Raw genomic sequence first — 21,364 nt, forward strand, 5'->3', positions numbered from 1 at the left:
CAAATTTTATAGGGTCGTAAAAGGTCCATGCATGGCTTTTTGCGAAGTCCTGGACCCTGTCAGATGCTGAGCTTCTCTACCGTTCTCTTCTCCATATAGGCCTCAAAAATGGCCCTGCTCACAAAGATGGCGGTAAACATGCTCGCCAGGACACCGATGGAAAGTGTCACCGCAAACCCCTTCACCTGCCCTGTCCCGAACTGGAACAGAACCACGGCCGCTATAAGGGTCGTAATATTGGCATCCACGATAGTCAGGAAAGCCTTCCCGAAGCCGCCGTCGATGGCGGCCCTGATGGTCTTGCCCATACGCAGCTCCTCACGGATACGCTCGAAGATGAGCACATTGGCGTCCACGGCCATACCGATCGTAAGGACTATGCCGGCTATTCCAGGCAGGGTGAGGGTGGCCTGAATGAGCGCCAAAGCGGCCATGATGATCAGAAGGTTGAGGACAAGAGCCATGTCGGCAACCACACCGGATAACCCATAGTAGAACACCATGAAAGCGATGACCAACAGGAACCCGAAGGCAATGGAGTACAGGCCCTTGTGGATGGAGTCACTCCCCAGGCTGGGGCTTACAGTCCATTTCTGGAGAATCTTGACCGGCGCAGGCAGGGAGCCGGCGCGCAGGACGATGGCAAGGTCGGAGGCCTCTGCGGGTGTAAAGCTGCCCGTGATTTGAGCCTGCCCGCCTGAGATCCTCTCCTGGATGACGGGGGCCGAGTAGACGTTGTCGTCAAGAACGATGGCGAGCCGTTCCTTGACGTGTTCGCCGGTCACCTGCTCGAAGATCCTTGCCCCGACCCCGTCAAAGGTCAGGGCCACATAAGCACGGCCGTATTGGGAATCGTACCGTACCCGCGCGTCCTTGATGGTATCTCCCGTCAGAAGGACCCGGTTTTCCACTACGTATGACGATCTGGTGGTTCTGCCGGTGGCCGGATCATAATGGCTGCCATACAGCACCACAGTGCCGCGTGGCGGGTTGTCCACCGTCGCGCCCTCCTTGACCAGCATGAACTTCAGGACGGCCGTCCTCTTGATCAGCTGGATGGCCCTCTGGGGATCCTTGACACCCGGCAGCTGAATAAGGATGCGGTCCACGCCCTGTTTGATAATGGTGGGTTCGCTTACGCCGAACTCGTCAACCCGGCTTCTGATAGTCTCCAACGCCTGAACGACGGCGTTGTCCTTCAGACGTGTAACCTCCGCTTCAGGGAAGCTGACCACGAGGCGCGTTTCGGACTCCTCGGTGGATGTCACCTCCGGATAATCCTTGGTGATGACCGACATGGCCCTATCCCGGTATTTGTCCCTACGGACCTCCACGATAAGCTTGTTCGGCCCCGTGGTCTCAACCCGGTTGTAGCGGATTTTTTTCTCCTTGAAAGAGGTCTTGAGATCACTGGCCATTCGCGACAGGGCATTGGTGACCGCGTCATCCGTCTCGACCTCGAGCAGGAGTTCCATTCCGCCCTTCAGGTCCAGTCCAAGCTGCACCGACTTGGAGGGAAGAATTTTCTTCCACCAGCCGGGCAGGTTCGAGGTCAGGGATGGGACAACGGCCACCAGGCCCACAATTATAACAGCGGCGATGACAAGCAATTTGTTTCGAACTTTACCGCGCATCTTTCCTCCCGGTTTTTAGGCCAAAAGGCCATTATCCGTTAGCATCCGTTCCCCTCATGGTTTCGGGGTCAACCTTGGATGAAATGGCCTTCTTGATGACCTTGAGCCTCACCCTGTCGGAACACTGGATGGTCACCACATTACCGTCGATCTTGATCACCGTTCCGAAGACACCTCCATTGGTAATGACGGTGTCGTTGGGCTTAAGGGCGTCCAGTGTCGCCTGATGCTCCTTGGATTTCTTCTGCTGCGGTCTGATGAGCAGGAAATAGAAGATACCGAAAAGAACGATCAGGGGCAGAAACGCCCCAAGGCCCCCTGAGGCGCCGGCCGTCGGCCCGGCCGCGTAGGCAGTTGATGTAAACATGTCTTCCTCCTTTACAAAATCAGTTCAAGGTTCAAGGTTCAAGGGTTCAAAGGGATAAGGTGCAGTCAGGACATGGGTAACACTTTTAGCTCAGGACATAGGTAACACTTCGTTACCCTAATGCTCCTCGCAATGACTTCGCTTTGCTTCCCGTGTCCCCGCGTCTGCTCTTCCTCTGAACCCTGGACTCCCTGTCCGCCATAGCTCGCAGAGCGAAGGTGGATGGACTCTGGACTATTTTCCCCATCCATCTTCCACAGTGCTCCTATAGGATTGAAAGGTGCCGGCGAGGATGGCTTTTCGGGCTCCCGAAACAAGCCTGTGATAATAGCTTAAATTGTGGATAGTATTCAACCTAAAAGCTAACATTTCCCCGGTGACGTACAGGTGCCTGAGGTAGGCCCTGGAGAAGTTGCGGCAGGTGTAGCATCCGCATGATGGGTCCGGGGGACGGGAGTCGTCCTTCATGGCGGCGGTTTTAATGGAAAGCTTCCCCTCACCGGTAAAAAGGGTGCCGTTGCGCCCGTTGCGGGTGGGGATCACACAGTCGAACATGTCAATCCCCCTCCCGATACCCTCAAACAGGTCCCTCGGGGTGCCCATCCCCATAAGGTAACGGGGCCGGTCCTCCGGAAGTACCGCGGTGGTAACTTCCACCATGTTCCAGGTCATGTCCCGAGGCTCCCCCAGGGCAAGTCCTCCAACAGCATAGCCGTCAAACCCTTTCCCGACCAGGACCTCGGCGCAATCCAGGCGGAGGTCCTCGAAAATCCCACCCTGAACGATGCCGAAAAGCGCCATTTCTGAACCGGAACGGGCTTTCAGGCAACGGCCCGCCCATCTCAGGGTCCGTTTCATGGCGCTCTCCACTGCGGACCGATCATCCGAAAAGGAAAGCACATCGTCGAGGCACATGGCGATATCCGTGCCCAGATCTTCCTGGATCTTGACAGCTCCTTCCGGCGTCAGCAGATGGCTGCTGCCGTCCAGGTGGGACCGGAACATCACGCCCTCCTCATCGATCTTCGACAGCTCCGACAGGCTCATAACCTGGAACCCTCCGCTGTCGGTGAGGATGGGCCTGTCCCATGAAATAAAACCATGAAGACCGCCCATTGCACGCACCAGGTCAGCCCCGGGGCGTAGATACAGGTGATAGGTATTGGACAGGAGAATCTGGGTGCCTGCCCCTTTCAACTCATCCGGGGTCAAAGTCTTCACCACCCCGTAGGTCCCCACCGGCATGAATACCGGCGTCTCCACCACCCCGTGGGCCGTGGTCAGGATACCGGCTCTGGCGCCGGTGGGGTCGGTTTTCTCAAGGGTGAAGTTCATTGGTTCGACTCCAAATTTTTGAATTTCTCACGCCCGTTCGTCACGCCCTCGGCGCAACTCACTCAAGACGCCAAGGACGCCAAGAAGAACCTAAACTTTTACCACAGCGTGACCACTTTCAGGTCACCCCACAGGGTTAATTCAAATCAACCTGAACATCCATGCAGGTGGCTTTAGGAAAAGCTGTAACGCAGAGTTACACAGGGGGCACCTCTCCCAGGTACTGTCGCGAAGGGCCGCAGAGAAAACCCGAAATCTGTCTCGCGTCCGCTCGTTATACCAGAAAACGTGACTCACTTCCGCCGTCACTAAAGCTATGGCGGACAGGAAAGGCGCAAAACTCGCAAAGAAAACCAGTTCAGTCTGATTCCCCTCATCCAACCGCTCCTTCCCATGAGCGGGATTTCTTTGAAATCGGCTGGTTATCCTTGCAGCCGGGATCAAAGTTCACTTTCATCCCGGTTAACAAGGATCAACAGCAACTTGGGTGAGGGGATGCGTTTTACTCTGCGGCTCTCTGCGACGCGGCCGCAGCTGGCCGCCTCTGCGTAACTCTGCGTTAAGGCTTTTGAATCTCTCTGTGAAACCCTCACCTAAAACCCCGTGGAGCAGCCTACCAGCGGCTGCACCGTGTTAAATTAGCTCTTGATCTTCCTTCGCAAGCTTTGCGGCTTTGCGTGAGACAAGATTTTTCCACATTGTTCTCTACACTATAAACATGGCGTCCCCGTAGCTGTAAAACCGATAGCCCTCCCGGACCGCCTCCCCGTAGGCGGCAATGGTATGTTCGGTCCCCGCGAAAGCGCAGACCAGCATCAGCAGGGTGGACCGGGGAAGATGAAAGTTGGTCAGCAGGGCGTCCACAATCCCGAAACGTCCCCCGGGCCCGTTTTTCCCGGGATAGATAAAGAGGTCCGTTGTACCCTCCCCCGGAAGCGCCCTCCCCCGGGACACGGACGACTCCAGCGTCCTCACGACGGTGGTCCCAACTGCGATCACCCGTTCTCCCCGTCCCTTCGCGGTATTGACGGCTTCGGCCGTGGCCTCCGGGATATTGAACCACTCGGTGTCCATGCGGTGATCCCTGATGTCCTTTGTTCGCACCGGGCGGAAGGTGCCGGGACCAACGTGAAGGGTCAGGTACCTGATCTTTACTCCACGGCTTTCCATCCCCGCCAGGGCCCTGGCGTCAAAGTGGAGCCCCGCGGTAGGGGCCGCAACAGCGCCGGGATGCCTGGCGAAGACCGTCTGATAGCGCTCCATATCCATCCGATCAAGGTCCCGGTTCTCCCGCTGGATGTAGGGGGGAAGCGGAACCCGTCCGACCCTTTCCAGAACGGAGGAAAGATCCCCGGCCGAGGCCATCCTCACCCACAGATTGTCACCGTCCCGCCGTACCACGATCCGGGAACCGTCCTCGAGGGTGAGGGATTCACCCTCCCTGACCTTCCTTGCCGGCTTGGCCATACACCTCACTTCGGACGCTCCGGCCGGATAATTCAGCAGAAAGATCTCCACCATGCCGCCCGTGTCCCGACGGGCCATAAGCCGGGCCGGAAAGACCCTGGTATCGTTGAGGACGAGAAGGTCTCCTTCCCCAAGCAGGCCGGGGAAATCGGAAAACCTGGCGTGTTTTACAGCGCCGCTGGACCTCTCCAACACCATGAGCCGGGATCGGTCACGGGCGGGGGCCGGAAACTGGGCAATCAGATCCGGCGGCAGAAGGTAGTCGAAATCATCGAGAGTCATCATAAGTTATAGTCCAGAGTCCATCCACCTTCGCTCTGCGAGCTACGGCGGACAGGGAGTCCAGAGTCCAGAGAAAACCTGTAACGCAGAGGGCCGCAAAGTAAAACCTGGAATCAGGTTTTGACCAAACCCAAGCATTTCTCTGCGGTTCTCTGCGGCGCGGCCGGGGTTGGCCGTTTTTGCGTAACTCTGCGTTAAGGCTTTTGATCTCCTCTGTGAAACTCTCTTTTGAAACCCTGCCTGTCCTGAGCAAGCGTCAGCGCGTCGAAGGGTGGTGCAGCCTTCGAGGGGCTGCACTGTGGTAAAAAATGTGCCTTGTCGCTGTACGCTTTTATCAGTATGCTCTTCTTATTTCTACCCCGGTGTAATACTTTTTCAGGATGCGGCGGTAGTCCCACCCCTTAAGGGCCGCTCCCCGGGATCCCCACTGGCAAAGACCTACGCCGTGGCCATATCCCCTGCCGGCAAATACTACCTTGCCGCCCGCTCCGCTTATCACAAAGAGGGTGCTCGGCAGACGTGTGTACCCGGCTTCCCTTCTGAAATCACCCGAATCCAACAGGGTACTGCCGGTATCCGTGTCGAAAAAGAGGACTGAAACCCTGCCGTCCGGACTCCTTCGATGGACCCCAAACCGCCTGACGGTACCGATCCCCGGGTAAAGCCGCTGGAGGATCCCCTGAATCTCACGGCTCTCCATGACGACCCGCCAACTGGATCGCGGAGCATCGCCGCAATCCCCGCAGATAACGCTCTTTAATGCCGGATGGGGCGTCCCCCAGACATCCTTCGCATCGGCGGTGCGCCCTCCGCAGGACGAGTGGTAGAATGCGGGCACGAGATCACCGTCATAGTATATGGCCATTCCCCTGGTGGCCTTGACCGCTATCGCGGCGCTCTTATCTTCGCCGCCCGCGCCGTGATAGACCTGGTCGCCGGTGTCACCCCGGACGTCATACAGAGCCTCGTCCGCCTGCATTCGGTAAAGGGCAAAGGTTCTCGCCGCGATAACCTGGGCCTTTACAGCCTCCGAAGGCCATTTCGAGTCGATCTCCCCATTAACAAGGCCCACGAGGTAAGATTCGAGGGGAACGTGGTTGACAACCGTCATCCCTCCCGGATCAGACGTGATGACGATGGATCCCCTTCGCAGGTTATCCCCGTTCTTTCCGACATAACGAAGGGTACCGCCCGGCAACCGAATCCTGAACCGGCTCGAGTCAACGGAGCTTCCCTCAAGGTGAATTTTCCCTCCCCGGTCTGTGAAATAGACCCCCCGAAGCCCCTTGAATACCCTCCTCCAGCCGTGGGAATCACCTCTCTCCACCGTCAGGTCGCGGCCCCTCAAGACAACACGATGGATGCCTTCATCAACGAGGACCCTTACAACGGGTTCGGAACTGGAAGCGGACAGGGACGGCAGGAGGACCGGGGCGAAGATCAGGAGGATGAGGACCACTCCCCTCCCTATTCCCCCGCGCCGGGAACAGATCTTCTTGTTTCGGCCTCGAAGGATCATCCGAGGAAGAACCGGGAGATAGCGACGAAGGCCAGCCCCCCCACGATACTGAGGAGCCCGATTATCCTGAGAACCCTCCCGGGCATCTCCCCTATCCGCCCGATGGTCCTCTTTATGGCATGGGGGGCGATGAAGTAGGGCAGCCCCTCGATTATCATGGCCAGGCCCAACGCCGCCAGGAAGATGTCCCACTGGAATTTCACAGGCAAATCCTTATCACATCGGACCTCGTGGCGCAACGGTGGTAACCAGGCTCCAGGTCCTGGTTTTCCACCGGGAAAAAGTTTTCGGAAACTGGGAAATATTTTGCCCATTTTTTCAAATCTGTGTTAGCATCTCACCAGTTACGGGAGCTTGTAAAGGAAGATCAAGAGCTAATTTAACACAGTGCAGCCCCTTGAAGGCTGCCCCACCCTTCGACGCACTGTGGTGAAATAATAGGGTTTGAGGTTTGACGTTTGACGTTGAACTATTGAACCTTGGACGTTGAACGTTATATCTTAATCAAGAAGGGGATCTTCGGTGGAACCAGACAGTGAGACCGTTCAGGAGGGTTCCGGGCAGAAGGACTCCGGGAAAAAGACCCTCCTCGCCATTGACGACGCCTTCGAAATCAGGGACATAATCCAGCGTGCCCTCTCGGGCGAAAGCTACCACGTCATGGTCTGCGAGGATTGCGTTGAAGCCATGGCCCTCCTCGAACGGGGCATCACCCCCGACCTCATCATCCTCGATCTCATGCTCCCGAGGATGAGCGGGCTTGATTTTCTGAAGCTGATCCGGGACAGGTATTCCCATCTGAAAGCCGTGGTCATATCCGCCAAAGGAGAGGTGGAAACGGTTGTCGAAGCGCTTCAATTGGGCGCTCTTGACTACATTCATAAGCCATTTAACATCGACGAACTCCAGATTGCGGTGGACAAGGCCATATCCCAGAAGGAGATGGCGGAGGAACTGGAGCGCCTGAAAAGGCAGAAGGTTTTTACCGAGGATTACTCCATCCTCTACGCCAGCCGGGAGATGGCCAATATCATGGAGATGGTCACCAAGGTGGCGCAGACCGATGTTCCTGTGTTGATTACCGGTGACAGCGGCGTCGGCAAAGAGGCCGTGGCCAGGGAAGTACATCGACGCTCCCATAGGTCCGGTGGTCCCTTCCTGAAAATCAACTGTGCAGCCCTTCCCGCCTCCCTTCTTGAAAGTGAGCTTTTCGGTTACAACAAAGGGGCCTTCACCGGGGCTGTTCAGTCCAAACCTTCCAAATTCGAAAACGCGGCAGGGGGTACCATTTTTCTGGACGAGATAGGAGACCTTGCGCCCGCCATCCAGGCAAAGTTCCTCCACGTTCTCCAGGACGGCACCTTCAACAGGCTGGGAAGCAACAAGACCATCCGCACAGATGCCCGCGTATTGGTGGCCACCAATCATGACCTGGAGAAGGATGTAAGTAGTGGGGTCTTTCGGTCCGACCTGTTCTTCCGTCTCAACGTCGTGCACCTGAATGTCCCGCCGCTCAAGGACCGGCCCGTTGATATCTCCCTGCTGGCCGGGCATTTCCTTTCCTCCTACAATAAGAGATACAGGAAAGAGCTGGAACTTTCCCAGGGCGATATGGATCGTCTCGTCAGATATCCATGGCCCGGCAACGTCAGGGAACTCCAGAACACGCTTCGACGCTATACCGTCCTCGGGATCCTCGAGCTTGACGAAAGGGGTACGGGACTCCGTGAGGAATTCCCGGACGCCACGGCCGGGTCCAGCGAGCCACCCCACGATTCCCAAAGCAGGGCTGATGTCGAACATGATGATTCCCACGGTTCCAGTACAGAAGTTCTCCCTCTCAAAACGATTGCCAGAAACGCCGCCAGGAAGGCCGAAAAGAGGGCAATCCGGAGTGCCCTCGAGGAGACCAGCTGGAACAAGGCCAAGGCGGCTCGACTCCTCAGTGTCAGCTATAAAGCACTCCTGTACAAGATGAAGGATTGCGGACTAGAGTCGGTGACCCGAAAAGAGGAAAATTAATTCCTATTTGGGAAAAATATTTCCCACTAACAGGGAAACATTTTTCCCAAATCTGACCATAACACTCCAACACCGGTCCGGTTTCCCCCTTATTATATGTAATACATTACACTCACACCCCCCATTTTACCTGACATTTTCCGGTTGCAGCCTAAAAAATGCCAAAACCACCTAACAGTGGCACGCAACTTGCCTTTGCGTAGGCTCGTAACATGGGACAGTCCAGACTCTGGACTCTGGACACGAAGCTAAGGAGCCTGATGGAATTTAAGATCCTCCTGGGAGGAAACCGGAACATTACTTCCCAATATGAGGGATGGATAACCGGGGCGATGACCGCCAAGGTTTCCTGCTGTCTCGATCATGCCCATATCATGGCGGCTCTTAAGCTCGATGCGCCCGACCTGCTGATCCTGGACCTGACGGACAGCGGGTTCATTCAGAACAGGATCTTGCCGCAGGCCCGCAAGGCCAACCCCGATCTTCCCATATTCGTAACCTCCTCGAGCAAGGCGGTGGAGGATGCGGTTAACGCTTTCCACCAGGGGGCCACCGATTACATGAGCTTTCCGGTGGACAGGACCTCCCTGATCGAAAAGATCCGGCAGGTATTGGAAGGGGGCGAGGGCAGCGAGGGGGCAAAGACAGACCAAGGGTCCGGAAATCACGACGGGGACCTGGAGGAGGAGCTCCTCTTCGGAACCTCGGACAACATGAGGAAGCTCCGGGAGATAACCCTCAAAATAATGGATACGGATCTTCCCGTCCTGATCACCGGAGAGAGCGGCACCGGCAAGGAGATGGTAGTCAAATTCATCTGGCGGCATTCCGCCAGGAGAAATATGCCCTTCGTCAAGGTCAACTGCGCGGCGATCCCATCAGAACTGCTGGAAAGTGAGCTGTTCGGATACGAAAAAGGCGCCTTCACGGGCGCCTACCGACGGAACCCCGGGAAGTTCGAGGCGGCCGACGGTGGGATCATCTTCCTGGACGAGGTCAGTGAGCTTCCCTATTCTCTCCAGTCCAAACTACTCCACGTGCTCCAGGACGGAAAATTCTCCACGTTGGGTTCCAACCAGCGGGTGGGTGTAGATGTCCGGGTTATCGCCGCCACGAACAGGAACCTGGAAAATGCCGTGGCGGAAAAGGAATTCCGGGGAGACCTCTACTTCAGGCTCAACGTCGTCAACCTTCATTTGCCCCCTTTGAGGGAACGCCCAACGCACATCCCGGCGCTTGTCGGGTATTTTTTAAAAAAATATTCGGACCTGTACCGCGTGCCCATTCTTGATCTCGACGAGAAAATTCTGGGCAGGCTTTCGGCCCACAGATGGCCGGGGAACATCCGGGAACTGGAGAATATCGTCAGAAGGGCCACCGTTCTGGGCGGTGAGCGATTCATCTACGAGGAACTGTCCAACCATCCTCCCGAGGATGAAACCCAGTCCGAACCACTTACATTTAACAGCGCGGCTGAAGAAAGCCCTCAACCGGCGGCGGTTCTGAGCCTCAGGGAGATCGCAAAGATAGCCGCCCTGAAAGCTGAACGGGACGCCATAGAAAAGGTGCTGGAGATAACCCGCTGGAACCGGAAAAGAGCCGCAGGAATGCTCAATATCAGCTACAAAACCCTACTGAGTAAGATCAAGGAAACGGGGCTTGGCAATGGTTAAGAAGATCGTAGTGTCGGTTTTAATCGGTATCTTTTCCCTGGGACTGGCCTGGTCGCCGGATGGATGGGCAGGAGACAAAAGCGATAAAACCTACCTGGTGGGAGCCGGGGACCTGCTTCACATCGTCGTCTGGAAGAACGATGACATCACCGGGGATTACCTGGTAAGGCCGGACGGCAAGACCACCCTCCCCCTCGTGGGGGACGTCGTGGCAATGGGAATGTCCACAGATGCGATCGCCATGCAGATCTCCAAGAAGCTCAAGCTCTTCATCGAAAATCCCTTCGTCACCGTGATCGTTACCCAGGCCTCCTCCAACAGGATCTATGTATTGGGCGAAGTGCAAAACCCCGGGGTCTACCCCTTGCAGGACAGGCTGACCGTCCTTCAGGCCCTGGCCCTGTCGGGAGGCTTTACCCAGTTCGCCAAAAAGGATCGGATGGCCGTGATCAGATACGAGGGAAACCGGCAGGTCAAATACGAGGTCAACTATCGGGACATACTCAAGGACCCGGAAAAGGGCCATAACCTCCTCCTTAAGCGGGGAGACACCCTGGTGGTGCCTTGATGAGAACGCACAGAAGTCTAAAATTCGTCACGGGGCTGCTCCTGTATCTGGGCGCGGCAACAGGAACACTGCTTTTGACCGGCGGCGATTCATGGGCCGTGGAAACGGATTGGACTATTACCGTGCGAAGCGAAGTCAGCAACAACATCGACCGGCTTCCCCCCGGCCAGGAGGTACAAGGGGAGATATTGAGCACGAGGCTGGGCATGAAACAGGAAGAACATTCCGGGAGAGACATCTATCTTCTGCAGGCTTACGGAGGTTGGGAAAAAACCACGGGGACGAACGACTCCCGGCATGCCATCTACGGCCTCACGACCGATTTTACCTGGGACCTTCACCAGGAGTGCTACCTGAAACTGAATGCCGAAATATCCAGGGAGACCACGACACTCGATGTGCTCACAGATCTCGACCGCACCCGGGCGTTGACGAACCGGAGAAAGGTATCCCTGACGACGGGAGGGAAGACCCTTTCGGGCGGAAGCTGGGAGTTCACCGCCGGCGGGGAAGATCTGGACCGGGAGGACGAGAACACTCGAACGATGCGGCTGGATGCCTCGTCAGGTATTGTCCTGGGCCGCCGGACCCATCTCACGTTGACCGGATCCGCCCTCGCCGGCCAAAACGACGTCGGCGGGGATGACTGGGGCAGCGAACGGATGGCAATAGGCATTACATCCGATTACAGCCTGGGGTCGGCCTTCGGCGGAGAACTTTCCTGGTCCGGATCGGAAACACGTTTCGGGGGAACGTCGAACAAGTATGAGATCGATACCGTGGGGATGAAGCTTTTTTCCGACAGCGCGCCCGGACCCGGGATCTCCTACCACACCGAGATCGGGGTGGACGGGTCGAAAATCGACCGGGGCGACAGGGGATGGAAGCCAAGAATCCTGCTGTCCTTCAAATCGCGGCTCGGGCAGTCGACGGACGTGAACGCACACACCTCCTACTCGGCCAACATCTACCGCGGGGCGGACCGAACACCCGAGTGGGCGAGAACGGTTGCCATCGGGGCCGGGATCGCCTGGAAACTATGGCGAACGCTAACAGTCGACTCATCGGCAAACTACAGAAGGGATGAGTTCCCCGCCAGTTCTGCCGGCGCCCAAAGGGATCAGAACGAGTATTCGGCCCAGGTAGGCGTCTCCTGGCAGGCCACTTCGGCGGTCCACCTGGCGTTGGATCTTTTGAAAAACAAGGTGGACAGCACACTGAACGCGGAGGACCTTGACGAAAACCGCCTGAAACTGGCGGTAACGGGGATCTTTTAATGAACCAGGAACAGCAGACCGGCGGAGAACTAAGAAACATACTCGATCTCGTGTGGAGGCGAAAGTGGGTTATCCTCGTGCCCTTCGTCATCATCGCCACGGCCGTCACCCTCTATGGCCTTTACATACCCAACCTGTACCGGAGCACCACCTCCATCTTCATCGAGCCCGCCAAGGTCCCGGCCGATTACGTGAAATCCACGGTGACAACCGACCTGGAGGGGCGGCTTCGTACCATCACCCAGCAGCTGACCAGCCGTACCAAACTTTTGAAGGTCATCAAGGAGCTGAACCTCTATTCCGGGGATAAGGAAAAGAACGCTCCCGACGAGGTCATGGTGGCGAGGATGAGAAAGAACCTGAGCATCGAGGTCCCCAACCGCCGGGAGGCCAACTTCTTCCAGGTCAGCTTCCTGCACAAGGACCCCACCAAGGCCATGCTGGGCGTCTCCCGCCTGATGGCCCTCTTCATCGAGGAAAGCATCCAGGGCAGGGAGGAACAGGCGGTGAGCACCACGCAGTTCATCAAGGACGAGCTGGCAAAGCTCAAGAAGACCCTGGAAAAACAGGAATCCGCCATCCAGAGCTTCAAGGGGCGGCATATGGGCGAGCTTCCCGGCCAGCTGGACGCCAACCTGCGCATGCTCGATAATCTCAACCAGCAGTTGACGGACAACCTGGCGTCCCAGCGGGAGCTGGAGAACCGTGTCGCCATGCTCGAACAGGACATCGCCAGGCTTGAGGGACAGGCACGGACCGTCACCGACACGGAGCCTGTGGACACTATGCTGACCCAGATCATCGCCCGGAGGGACGCGCTCAGACAGCGCGTCACATCCATGGAGTCCACATACACCCCGCGCCACCCCGACCTCATCGCCGCCAAAAAGGAGCTGGCGGCCCTGGAATCCCGCATCCAGGAGGTGAGAAGCGATCCGGGCGCTCAGCCGGCAGCCGCGACAGCGCCCGACACCACTCGGCAGGGGGCCGAATCCGCCAGGGAACTAAACAATCTCAGGCGGCAGCTGAGCGAAAATCAGCCCCGTCTTTCGGCCATCCGGGGAGAAGAGAAGGGTCTGAGGGGAAAGATCGCGATGTACCAGCGGAGGGTGGAGGCCGCGCCGAAGAGGGAGCAGCAGCTCCTCGGCCTCTCCCGGGACTACGATAACACCAAGGCGAGCTACGATGACCTCCTCAACAAGAGAATGGAGGCCCAGCTCTCCGAGAACCTGGAGAAGCGCCAGAAGGGGGAGAAATTCCAAATCCTGGACCCGGCCAACCTGCCGGAAAAACCGTTTCTGCCAAACCGGTTCAAGATCATCGCCATGGGGGTGTTTGGCGGGTTGGGTCTCGGCATCGGCCTGGCCCTCCTGTTGGAGTCGCTCTTCCCGGCCTTCTACAGCCTCAAGCAGGTCAGGCAGGTCGTTGACGCGCCCATCCTCATGGTAATCCCAAGGATCGTATCGCCCATGGAACGCAGGCGGAACCGGATTCGCTGGGCCCTGGGAACCGTTGCCGGCGCCACGGCGTTTGTCCTGGTCCTCTTCCTGGTGAACCAATACGTCGTGGAACTGTCCCGGGTCGCCCAGACCATCGGGAACAACCTCAGGAGCATGATCTGATGAGTGACAAGGACCTGGCCGAGGCCATATCGGAGACCATCCTTATGGACAACCTGGCGACCATTCCCTCCGGGGGAAAGAGACAGGATATCCCAAAGGCCAGGGTTGCCGACCCTGGGAAGATCGATGACCGCCTGGTGGTCTTCCATCATCCGCGTTCACTTGAAAGCGAGTATTTCCGCTTCCTCAAGTCCCGCATCGAGCGCCACTTCGACGACCCGGCCGACAGGGAGGAAGGGAGAATGATCCTCGTGACCGGGGCGACCATCGGCAGCGGCAAGACGACCTGCGCCCTGAACCTTGCGCTGTCCTTCGCCAAGGCCTACGGCAGCCGGGCCCTCTACATGGACGCGGACTGCCGCAACGCCACCAGCCAGGACTACATGGGACTGGGGAAAAAACCGCTGCCCGGCCTGTCGGACGTCCTGGCCATGCGCCACCGGGCCGGAACCGTTCTCATCAACTCCGGGATGTCCGACCTCCTCTACTTCCCCTCCGGGGATTTTTCCGAAAAATTCGTCGATCGGCTGCGGAGCGAGGAACTGGGGATTCTACTGGACAGCCTGAAAAAGCGGTTCCGGTACGTGATCGTAGACGCGCCTCCCGCCTTCCCCATGCCGGAGACGGGCATCCTGGCGCAGCAGTGTGACGGGGTCCTCCTGGTCATGGGCGCCGGGCGGGACGGCAAGGAGCAGCTGGAAAATACCATGGAATCGTTGGAGGGCGGCGATATTCTGGGAGTCATCCTCAACGGCGTAAAGTCAACACCGGGCAACCGGTACGGCTACGGCTACGGCTACGGTTACGGCTACTATGGAAAAAAAGGGCGGTAGGGCCATGAATCACGCGGACGGCAGGCGGCGGTGGTATGTCATCCGGGCAAAGCCCAGGGAGGAAGAACGCTGCGTCAGGGAACTATCCTCCAGCGGGATCGACGCTTTCTGCCCAATGACCAAGGAATACCGGTGGAGGCGGCGCAAACACGAAGCGGTCGCCTTCTTTCCCGGATATGTCTTCGGCCGCTTCCACTTCCCGAACGACTATTACACCGTAAAATGGGCCAAGGGGGTGAGCAACCTCATAAGGTTCGGTGAGAACGCGCCGCCTTCCCTGGACGATTCCATCATCGGGTTTCTCCGCGGGCGCATCGACGACGATGGCTTCATAGACAGCGCTCCAGAATTCAAACCCGGGGACCCGGTCCGGTTTCGCACCGGCCCCTTTAAAGACCTGGCAGGAACGATTCTCAGGGCCGACACGGCTGAGGGCCGGGTCATGGTCCTCCTGGACATCCTGTACCAGGCGAAAGTGGAAGTCGACACTTACCAGGTTCAGGCGATCTAGAAAAGTTCAAGAGTTCAAGGGTTCAAGGTAGCAACGCATAATTAAAATGACTTGGTAAAAAGTCATGCATGCGCCCACTGAGGGGCGCTCAAATCAATGACTTGCAGCGCAAGTCGTTGATTTGGGAGGAAAGTGAAAATTACACTTTTCGCTTTCCGTAAAGTAAAAAGCCATTAATGGACTTTTTACGACCATATCAAATGAAAAACGGAACAACAGGGCAATTTTCGCTATGCCGGCCAATGCACGGTATGGCGGAGCTATAGGAAAAAGTTTTCCTACCATGAAAAGCGTTTCCCCATAGTGTGTAACAGTTTTCCTACTTTAACTGCCACCCACCTTTAAAAATTCACTGATATTGTCTAACAACTTGAAATCGTTTAATTTTTAAAGTTTGGTACGGTTCTTGATAGAAACTGATTCTCTGAACCTTTTCTCTCCCTAGGACTTGAGGTAAGGGACCAAAAATAATATGAACCTTCTAAAAAACATAAATCCATTTTCCCGCTCACAGGGAAACGACCGTGGAGCCCCCCTCCTGAGCCCGGAGGAGTTCCGCGCCGTCCTCAGGCACGAGTGCGCCCGCTGCGACCGCAACTCCCACGAGTTCTCCCTGGTGACCCTGGATACGGCCGGTCAGGGTACCAGACGCACAAACCACCTCATCCGGGAGATAATTCGGGTGATGAGAGCCACCGATGAGATCGGATGGCTCGGCATCTGCCGGATGGGCATCTTCCTGCCGGAAACGTCTGTGGAAGGAGCCTGGGCATTTGTCGGGAAGCTCCCCGATGGGATCAGCATCCGGGTCTACTCCTACCCTTCCAACTTCCCTTTCGAGGAGGGCAAAAGGAACGGCAAGGATGATGGTTCGAAGGATGGGCGGCGTGCTTCGCGGCCGGACATCGGATCTTCATCTCCCCCCACAACCCCGTATGAGAGCGACCTTAAGACCTATATCCACCACTCCGAAGACGTAAACGGAATCGCAAGCCTCATATACCCAAAGCGCCTCCCCGTGTCAAAGCGCGCCATCGACATCGCCGGCTCCCTGCTGGGCCTGACCATCCTGTCTCCCCTCTTCCTCGCAGTCGGGGCCTTCATCAAGCTTGTGTCCCCCGGCCCGGTCTTCTTCAAGCAGAACCGGGTGGGCTACCTCGGCAGCCCCTTTACGATGTGGAAGTTCCGGACGATGAAGGTCAACGCCGACGCCTCTGTCCACGAGAAGCACCTGAACCACCTGATCAACAGTGACGAGACCCTGACCAAACTGGACCTTGGGAAAGATAACCGACTCATCCCCCTGGCCGGGCTGATCAGAAAAACCTGCGTTGACGAACTGCCCCAGCTCATCAATGTGCTGTTGGGCGACATGAGCCTGGTCGGGCCCCGGCCCTGCATTTCCTACGAGGCCCGTGGGTTTCAACGCTGGCAGCACAGGCGCTTTAACGCCTTCCCTGGCATGACCGGCCTCTGGCAGGTGTGCGGGAAAAACCGCACGACCTTCAAGGAGATGATGAGGCTCGACATCCGATATTCCGAGGAAAGGTCCCTGTGGTCCGACACGTGGATCCTCGTCAGGACATTCCCCGCTATATTGACCCAGATCGCAGACAGCGTTGCGGGAAGGCGGAAGGCCGCCGGTACGTCGGCGCCGCAACGGGTCCGCTCACTGTCGTTTTCAAACTTCGTCCGGCAGCTTTTCCTCTAGGATTCCTGTACCGCCCGTCATTGCGAGTCACGCCAAAGGCGTGGCGGCAATCCCGCTAATCAAAACCCTTAACACAGAAATAAAGCTTGTCATTGCGAACCGTTTAATGTGTGAAGCAATCCCGAGGGTCAAAACCCTTAACGCAGTGCAGCCCTTGGAAGGCTGCTCCGCAGGGTTTACGTACGCAGAGGGCCGCAGAGAAAGTCAAAGGCTGTCTCATCACGCCATCGGCGTGACAAAGGATGCGAAGTTAGATCGCATCCCCTCACCCAAGTTGCTGTTGATCCTTGTTGCCCTGGATGAAAGTGAACTTTAATCCAGGGTTCAAGGATAACCAGCCGATTTCGGAGAAATCCTTCTCCCATCGGGAGAAGCTGGGTGAGGGAAAGTGAAGCGCTTCAAACTGTGGTGCAGTCTGGGATAGACTGCGCTGTGGTAAAAATTATGCACTATTGCGGTACGCCGCTCCCAAACCCAAAGGTTTATGGTTTTCTCAGCGGCACTCCGCGATAGCACCTGGGAGAGGTGCCCCTAGCGGCCCTCTGCGTTAAAGATTTTTTCTGGACTGTTTTTCCCGTGAAACTTGAAACCTGGAACCTGAATTTAATATTTTCAAATGAACAAAGAGGAGAATACCTAATGAGTGATAAAATCCTGAACATTGGCGTCGTGGGCTGCGGATACTGGGGCCCTAACCTTATACGGAACTTCCACTCCCAGGAAGGGTGCAGGGTCAAGACGATCTGCGACCTCGACGAGAACAGGCTGGCACACCTGGCCAACCTGTATCCAGGTGTCGGTACCACGACGGACCTCGACGAGGTGGTCAACGACCCGGAAATCGATGCTGTGGCTGTGGCCACGGCGGTGGATCTCCATTTTCCCCTCGCCAGGAGAAGCCTCCTTGCGGGCAAGCACACCTTCGTCGAGAAACCGATGACATCATCGTCCGCCCACAGCCGCGAACTGGTCGATCTGGCCGATAGCCGGGGACTCACACTCATGACCGGACACACCTTCATCTATTCAGCGCCTGTCAGGAGAATCAAGGAGATTGTGGATTCCGGCGAACTGGGGGAGATCTACTACATAAGCTCCCGGCGACTGAACCTGGGGCTCTTTCAGAAGGACATCAATGTCACGTGGGACCTGGCGCCCCACGACATATCCATCATCCTCTACGTCTTCGGCTCCCCTCCCCTGTCGGTCAACTGCCAGGGCAGGGCCCACATCAACCCCGGCATCGAGGACGTAACCAACCTCTCCCTCAACTTCGAGAACGGCGGATTCGCAACAATCCACTCATCCTGGCTCGATCCCAACAAGGTCCGCGAGATGGTCTTCGTGGGAAGCAAAAAGATGCTGATCTACGACGATACCGAGCCCCTGGAGAAGATCAAGATCTACGACAAACGTGTAGAGGCGCCACCGCACTACGACGATTTCGCCGGCTTTCAGTACGCCTACCACTACGGCGACATGCTGGCGCCATACATCCAGCAGACCGAGCCCCTCAAGGTGGAGACCCGGCACTTCCTGGACTGCATCGAAACCGGCGAGACGCCCATGAGCAGCGGGCGGGACGGGCACTACGTCGTCCAGATCCTCGAGGCCGCATCGCGATCCCTGAAAGAGAACGGCGCCGCCGTGGACATCAACGGCAAGGCGGATTTCTCCGCCGCAAAATAACCACGCGGAGAAGATCAAAGGCTGGCCTCACGCCCGCTCCTTCCAGTCGCTCAAGACGCAAAGAAGTTCAAAAACTTAACACAGTGCAGCCCTTGGAAGGCTGCTCCACAGGGTTCACAGGGTAACACAGGGTTAAGCTACTCCCCCTCACCCAACCGCTCCTTGACAGGAGCGGGATTTCCTTGAAATCGGCTGGTTATCCTTGAGCCCTGGATTAAAGTTCGCTTTCATCCAGGGCAACAAGGATCAGCAGCAACTTGGGTGAGGGGATGCTCACTTCTTTGCGTCCTTTGCGCCTTTAGCGAGTCACGATGTAACGTGACGAGCGAGCGTGAGACAAAATACTTGAACCTCTACCTGTAGGCGAATTTGATCTAACCCCGTGACACCCTGTGACCTCTGTGTACCCTGTGTTAATAAGTTAGCTATTACTCAATCAAGGAGACGTTTCCATGAAAAAGAACATAGCCCCCGACGTAAAACTGGGCAAGAACGTGAAGATCTTCGACTTCGTGAACCTTTACGGCTGCGAGATCGGTGACGACAGCAAGGTGGGCACCTTCGTGGAGATACAGAAAAACGCCAAGGTGGGCGCCAACTGCAAGGTTTCCAGCCACACCTTCATCTGCGAGGGGGTCACCATCGAGGACAACGTCTTCGTTGGCCACAATGTGACCTTCATCAACGACCGGTTCCCCCGCTCCACCACCGAATCGGGTGGGATGCAGACCGAGGCCGACTGGAACTGCGAGATGACCCTGGTGAAGGAGGGCGCCTCCATCGGCTCCTCCGTCACGCTGCTGTGCGGGGTCACCGTAGGCGAGAACGCCATCATCGGCGCAGGCAGTGTGGTCACCAGGGACGTCCCGGCCAACACTATCGTCGCGGGCAACCCGGCGAAGGTCCTGCGAAAGATCGAGTAGGTTTATCTCACGCAAAGCCGTGGTTCGGCAGGCTCACCATCCTGAGCTGAGTCGAAGGACAAAGCTCGCAAAGAAAATCAAGAACCTTAACGCAGAGTTTCGCAGAGAAGTCCGGTGAGGGGAATATTCTCCCAAAGATTAAAGGTTTTCTCTGCGACCCTCCGCGATAGCACCTTGGAGAGGTGCCCTCCGCGTAACTCTGCGTTAGGCTTTTCCAGGTTTTTCCAAAACTCAAAACATAAATCTGAAACTGCAACTGAGGGAGAAATACTCATCATAGGTAAAACAAAAAATGTTTCTCTAATTTCCATAATTTGTTGGTCCAGTGCAATTCTATTTTACCTGTGGGGAATATTGATGTTGTCGTCCCAAGACAGTTTAAGTTCAGGACATAGCTACCTATTGACCGTAGGCGCTGTAATGATGTTTGGCTGGGCTTTCCTTCTGATATGGGCCGACAGAGATCACTACTATCGAAAAGGAGTCTTTTTTATCACTGCTTTGGTGGGAGTTGCTTTACTGTTTGCCCAGCTGTACGGTTATTTCATTGGCGCCCTTCCTGTAAAAATAACAATGGTGACCGGAACCTTGTTGTTTGCATTAGTTGCTCTTTTTGCACTCAGTTATTTTGTCGCAAAACAGGCAGGATGCTCAAAAAGATACAAGCAGCACCTTATCTTGAAGCACCTGCTAACCCGAATCTTCTAGTTCGTTTCACGCCCGCTCCCTGGGGTCGCTTAAGCCGTTAAGCCGTCCCTCGACAAGCTCGGGACCGTGAGCCTGTCGAACGGCAAAGCTCACAAAGTAAAAAACAGCGTGACCACTCCCAGGTCACCCCACAGGGTTCACAGGGTTACACAGGGTAAGGCGCATCCCTTCACCAAAGCTATTGAGACCCTGCAGCTGGAGATGAAAGCAAGCTTTCATCGCAAACTGAAGTGTCTCAACAGCTGATTTCAGAGAAATCCTTCTCCCCTTCGGCAGGCTCAGGGCAGGCCCACAGGGAGAAGTCCGGTGAGGGGAATATTCTCCCAAAGATTAAAGGTTTTCTCTGCGACCCTCCGCGATCCGCGATAGCACCTTGGAGAGGTGCCCTCCGCGTAACTCTGCGTTACAGCTTTTCCAGAACTCAACCCGAAAAAATAGTCAGGTTAATTTGAATTAACCCTGTGTACTCTGTGCACCCTGTGTTAATAAGTTAGCTTTTCCCAAAACCCTGCTTGTCGAGGGGAGCCCGTCGGACGACGCGGCGGTTGTCCATATAGGTTCTGACTGCTAGAATTATAGCTTCGATGGACGTTGGTGAGAAGGACAGGAGATTAAGATAAGGATTACTAATAACCATTGATAATCCGATGGATTCCATCACGCAAAGAAGGCGTATTAAAGTTTATCAGTAAGCCAACCCTGAAACCGCTCAGTCTCAAGTACGATAATAATTGGGCTTTATGCACTGGGCAGATTTTTTCGACCACTTTCAATTCCACGATCACAGCATCCTGTACTAAAAGATCAATTCTAAAACCAATATCAAATTTCATTTTCCCGTATTTTATGGGCAATCCAACTTGCGATTTTACATCTAATCCTTTGTTTCTCAGTTCGTAAACTAAACAAGCCTCATAGACGCTCTCAAGTAACCCTGGGCCAAGTTTAGTATGGACCTTCATGGCGGAATGGACGATCTGTCCACTATAATGATTTTGAAGATTAGCGCTCTTCGTTATTAGTTGATTCATGACACAAACCGAATTTGCAAAAAACCTGCCAAAAGAGTTGACTTGAATAAACCCCGTGGAACTCTGCGTACCCTGTGCACCCTGTGTTAATAAGTTAGCTTTTCCCCAAAACCCAGTCTGTAGGGATATTCAGTCTGATTTGATCTAACCCTGTGACACCCTGCGTACCCTGTGCACCCTGTGTTAATAAGT

18 protein-coding genes are annotated in these 21,364 nt (G+C 56.0%); 11 read left to right on the plus strand and 7 right to left on the minus strand.

The genetic code is table 11. The features are described 5' to 3' along the window. Positions 1–59 precede the first annotated feature (59 nt). The 6 genes from secD to GXP52_06055 all read right to left on the minus strand — a co-directional run bounded on the left by secD (position 60) and on the right by GXP52_06055 (position 6,918). Complete coding sequence (secD, locus tag GXP52_06030) at positions 60–1,634, minus strand: protein translocase subunit SecD (protein ID NOY86841.1); 1,575 nt, start codon at positions 1,632–1,634, stop codon at positions 60–62. Between the two features lie 31 nt (positions 1,635–1,665). Further along, a complete protein-coding gene (gene yajC / locus GXP52_06035) occupies positions 1,666–2,001 on the minus strand; it encodes a preprotein translocase subunit YajC (GenBank protein ID NOY86842.1) in 336 nt (111 codons plus the stop codon). Positions 2,002–2,235: 234 nt separating this feature from the next. Further along, positions 2,236–3,336 (minus strand): tRNA guanosine(34) transglycosylase Tgt, encoded by a 1,101-nt coding sequence (gene tgt / locus GXP52_06040; GenBank protein NOY86843.1) that lies wholly within the window; start codon positions 3,334–3,336, stop codon positions 2,236–2,238. A gap of 705 nt (positions 3,337–4,041) precedes the next feature. Next, on the minus strand, positions 4,042–5,085 hold the full coding sequence (queA, locus tag GXP52_06045) for a tRNA preQ1(34) S-adenosylmethionine ribosyltransferase-isomerase QueA (protein NOY86844.1): 1,044 nt from the start codon (positions 5,083–5,085) through the stop codon (positions 4,042–4,044). Positions 5,086–5,419: 334 nt separating this feature from the next. Next, positions 5,420–6,604 (minus strand): SpoIID/LytB domain-containing protein, encoded by a 1,185-nt coding sequence (locus GXP52_06050; GenBank protein NOY86845.1) that lies wholly within the window; start codon positions 6,602–6,604, stop codon positions 5,420–5,422. Continuing rightward, a complete protein-coding gene (locus GXP52_06055; protein ID NOY86846.1) occupies positions 6,601–6,918 on the minus strand; it encodes a DUF2065 domain-containing protein in 318 nt (105 codons plus the stop codon). Before GXP52_06055 ends, GXP52_06050 begins: the two co-directional genes overlap by 4 nt. A 208-nt stretch (positions 6,919–7,126) precedes the next feature. Between GXP52_06055 and GXP52_06060 the strand changes: the two genes are divergently transcribed. The 11 genes from GXP52_06060 (at position 7,127) to GXP52_06110 (ending at position 20,141) form a co-directional block, all read left to right on the plus strand. Beyond that, positions 7,127–8,626, plus strand: coding sequence for a sigma-54-dependent Fis family transcriptional regulator (locus tag GXP52_06060; protein ID NOY86847.1), 1,500 nt, complete (start codon positions 7,127–7,129; stop codon positions 8,624–8,626). Between the two features lie 260 nt (positions 8,627–8,886). After that, positions 8,887–10,299 (plus strand): sigma-54-dependent Fis family transcriptional regulator, encoded by a 1,413-nt coding sequence (locus tag GXP52_06065; protein ID NOY86848.1) that lies wholly within the window; start codon positions 8,887–8,889, stop codon positions 10,297–10,299. Continuing rightward, positions 10,286–10,867 carry a sugar ABC transporter substrate-binding protein gene (locus GXP52_06070; protein ID NOY86849.1) on the plus strand — a complete coding sequence of 194 codons (582 nt, stop codon included), beginning with the start codon at positions 10,286–10,288 and terminating at the stop codon, positions 10,865–10,867. The genes GXP52_06065 and GXP52_06070 overlap by 14 nt, the downstream gene beginning before the upstream one ends. Further along, on the plus strand, positions 10,867–12,144 hold the full coding sequence (locus tag GXP52_06075) for an outer membrane beta-barrel protein (GenBank protein NOY86850.1): 1,278 nt from the start codon (positions 10,867–10,869) through the stop codon (positions 12,142–12,144). The genes GXP52_06070 and GXP52_06075 overlap by 1 nt, the downstream gene beginning before the upstream one ends. Beyond that, positions 12,144–13,766: a hypothetical protein gene (locus GXP52_06080; protein ID NOY86851.1), complete on the plus strand. Its 1,623-nt coding sequence runs from the start codon at positions 12,144–12,146 to the stop codon at positions 13,764–13,766. Before GXP52_06075 ends, GXP52_06080 begins: the two co-directional genes overlap by 1 nt. Further along, entirely contained in the window at positions 13,766–14,599 is an 834-nt protein-coding gene (locus GXP52_06085; protein ID NOY86852.1) for an AAA family ATPase, read from the plus strand. Before GXP52_06080 ends, GXP52_06085 begins: the two co-directional genes overlap by 1 nt. A 4-nt stretch (positions 14,600–14,603) precedes the next feature. Then, positions 14,604–15,110 carry a hypothetical protein gene (locus GXP52_06090; GenBank protein NOY86853.1) on the plus strand — a complete coding sequence of 169 codons (507 nt, stop codon included), beginning with the start codon at positions 14,604–14,606 and terminating at the stop codon, positions 15,108–15,110. A 472-nt stretch (positions 15,111–15,582) separates the two neighbouring features. Beyond that, positions 15,583–16,821 carry a sugar transferase gene (locus tag GXP52_06095; GenBank protein ID NOY86854.1) on the plus strand — a complete coding sequence of 413 codons (1,239 nt, stop codon included), beginning with the start codon at positions 15,583–15,585 and terminating at the stop codon, positions 16,819–16,821. 639 nt (positions 16,822–17,460) lie between these two features. Continuing rightward, positions 17,461–18,510, plus strand: a complete 1,050-nt coding sequence (locus tag GXP52_06100) for a Gfo/Idh/MocA family oxidoreductase (GenBank protein ID NOY86855.1) — start codon at positions 17,461–17,463, stop codon at positions 18,508–18,510. Between the two features lie 452 nt (positions 18,511–18,962). Then, positions 18,963–19,433, plus strand: coding sequence for an N-acetyltransferase (locus GXP52_06105; GenBank protein ID NOY86856.1), 471 nt, complete (start codon positions 18,963–18,965; stop codon positions 19,431–19,433). A 114-nt stretch (positions 19,434–19,547) separates the two neighbouring features. Next, the gene (locus GXP52_06110; GenBank protein ID NOY86857.1) at positions 19,548–20,141 is read left to right on the plus strand and encodes a hypothetical protein; all 594 of its coding nucleotides are present in this window, start codon (positions 19,548–19,550) and stop codon (positions 20,139–20,141) included. Positions 20,142–20,767: 626 nt separating this feature from the next. Here the strand turns inward: GXP52_06110 and GXP52_06115 are convergent. Continuing rightward, the gene (locus GXP52_06115) at positions 20,768–21,172 is read right to left on the minus strand and encodes a GxxExxY protein (GenBank protein ID NOY86858.1); all 405 of its coding nucleotides are present in this window, start codon (positions 21,170–21,172) and stop codon (positions 20,768–20,770) included. Between the last annotated feature and the right edge of the window lie 192 nt (positions 21,173–21,364).

Source organism: Deltaproteobacteria bacterium (assembly GCA_013151915.1).
Classification (GTDB): Bacteria; BMS3Abin14; BMS3Abin14; order BMS3Abin14; family BMS3Abin14; genus BMS3ABIN14.

Coding starts and splice junctions, on each gene's coding strand:
- GXP52_06095 (NOY86854.1), top strand. CDS start 15,583: ATGAACCTTCTAAAAAACATAAATCCATTTTCCCGCTCACAGGGAAAC.
- GXP52_06085 (NOY86852.1), top strand. CDS start 13,766: ATGAGTGACAAGGACCTGGCCGAGGCCATATCGGAGACCATCCTTATG.
- GXP52_06080 (NOY86851.1), top strand. CDS start 12,144: ATGAACCAGGAACAGCAGACCGGCGGAGAACTAAGAAACATACTCGAT.
- yajC (NOY86842.1), bottom strand. CDS start 2,001: ATGTTTACATCAACTGCCTACGCGGCCGGGCCGACGGCCGGCGCCTCA.
- secD (NOY86841.1), bottom strand. CDS start 1,634: ATGCGCGGTAAAGTTCGAAACAAATTGCTTGTCATCGCCGCTGTTATA.
- tgt (NOY86843.1), bottom strand. CDS start 3,336: ATGAACTTCACCCTTGAGAAAACCGACCCCACCGGCGCCAGAGCCGGT.
- GXP52_06115 (NOY86858.1), bottom strand. CDS start 21,172: ATGAATCAACTAATAACGAAGAGCGCTAATCTTCAAAATCATTATAGT.
- GXP52_06105 (NOY86856.1), top strand. CDS start 18,963: ATGAAAAAGAACATAGCCCCCGACGTAAAACTGGGCAAGAACGTGAAG.
- GXP52_06050 (NOY86845.1), bottom strand. CDS start 6,604: ATGATCCTTCGAGGCCGAAACAAGAAGATCTGTTCCCGGCGCGGGGGA.
- queA (NOY86844.1), bottom strand. CDS start 5,085: ATGACTCTCGATGATTTCGACTACCTTCTGCCGCCGGATCTGATTGCC.
- GXP52_06090 (NOY86853.1), top strand. CDS start 14,604: ATGAATCACGCGGACGGCAGGCGGCGGTGGTATGTCATCCGGGCAAAG.
- GXP52_06075 (NOY86850.1), top strand. CDS start 10,867: ATGAGAACGCACAGAAGTCTAAAATTCGTCACGGGGCTGCTCCTGTAT.
- GXP52_06055 (NOY86846.1), bottom strand. CDS start 6,918: ATGGGCAAAATATTTCCCAGTTTCCGAAAACTTTTTCCCGGTGGAAAA.
- GXP52_06100 (NOY86855.1), top strand. CDS start 17,461: ATGAGTGATAAAATCCTGAACATTGGCGTCGTGGGCTGCGGATACTGG.
- GXP52_06065 (NOY86848.1), top strand. CDS start 8,887: ATGGAATTTAAGATCCTCCTGGGAGGAAACCGGAACATTACTTCCCAA.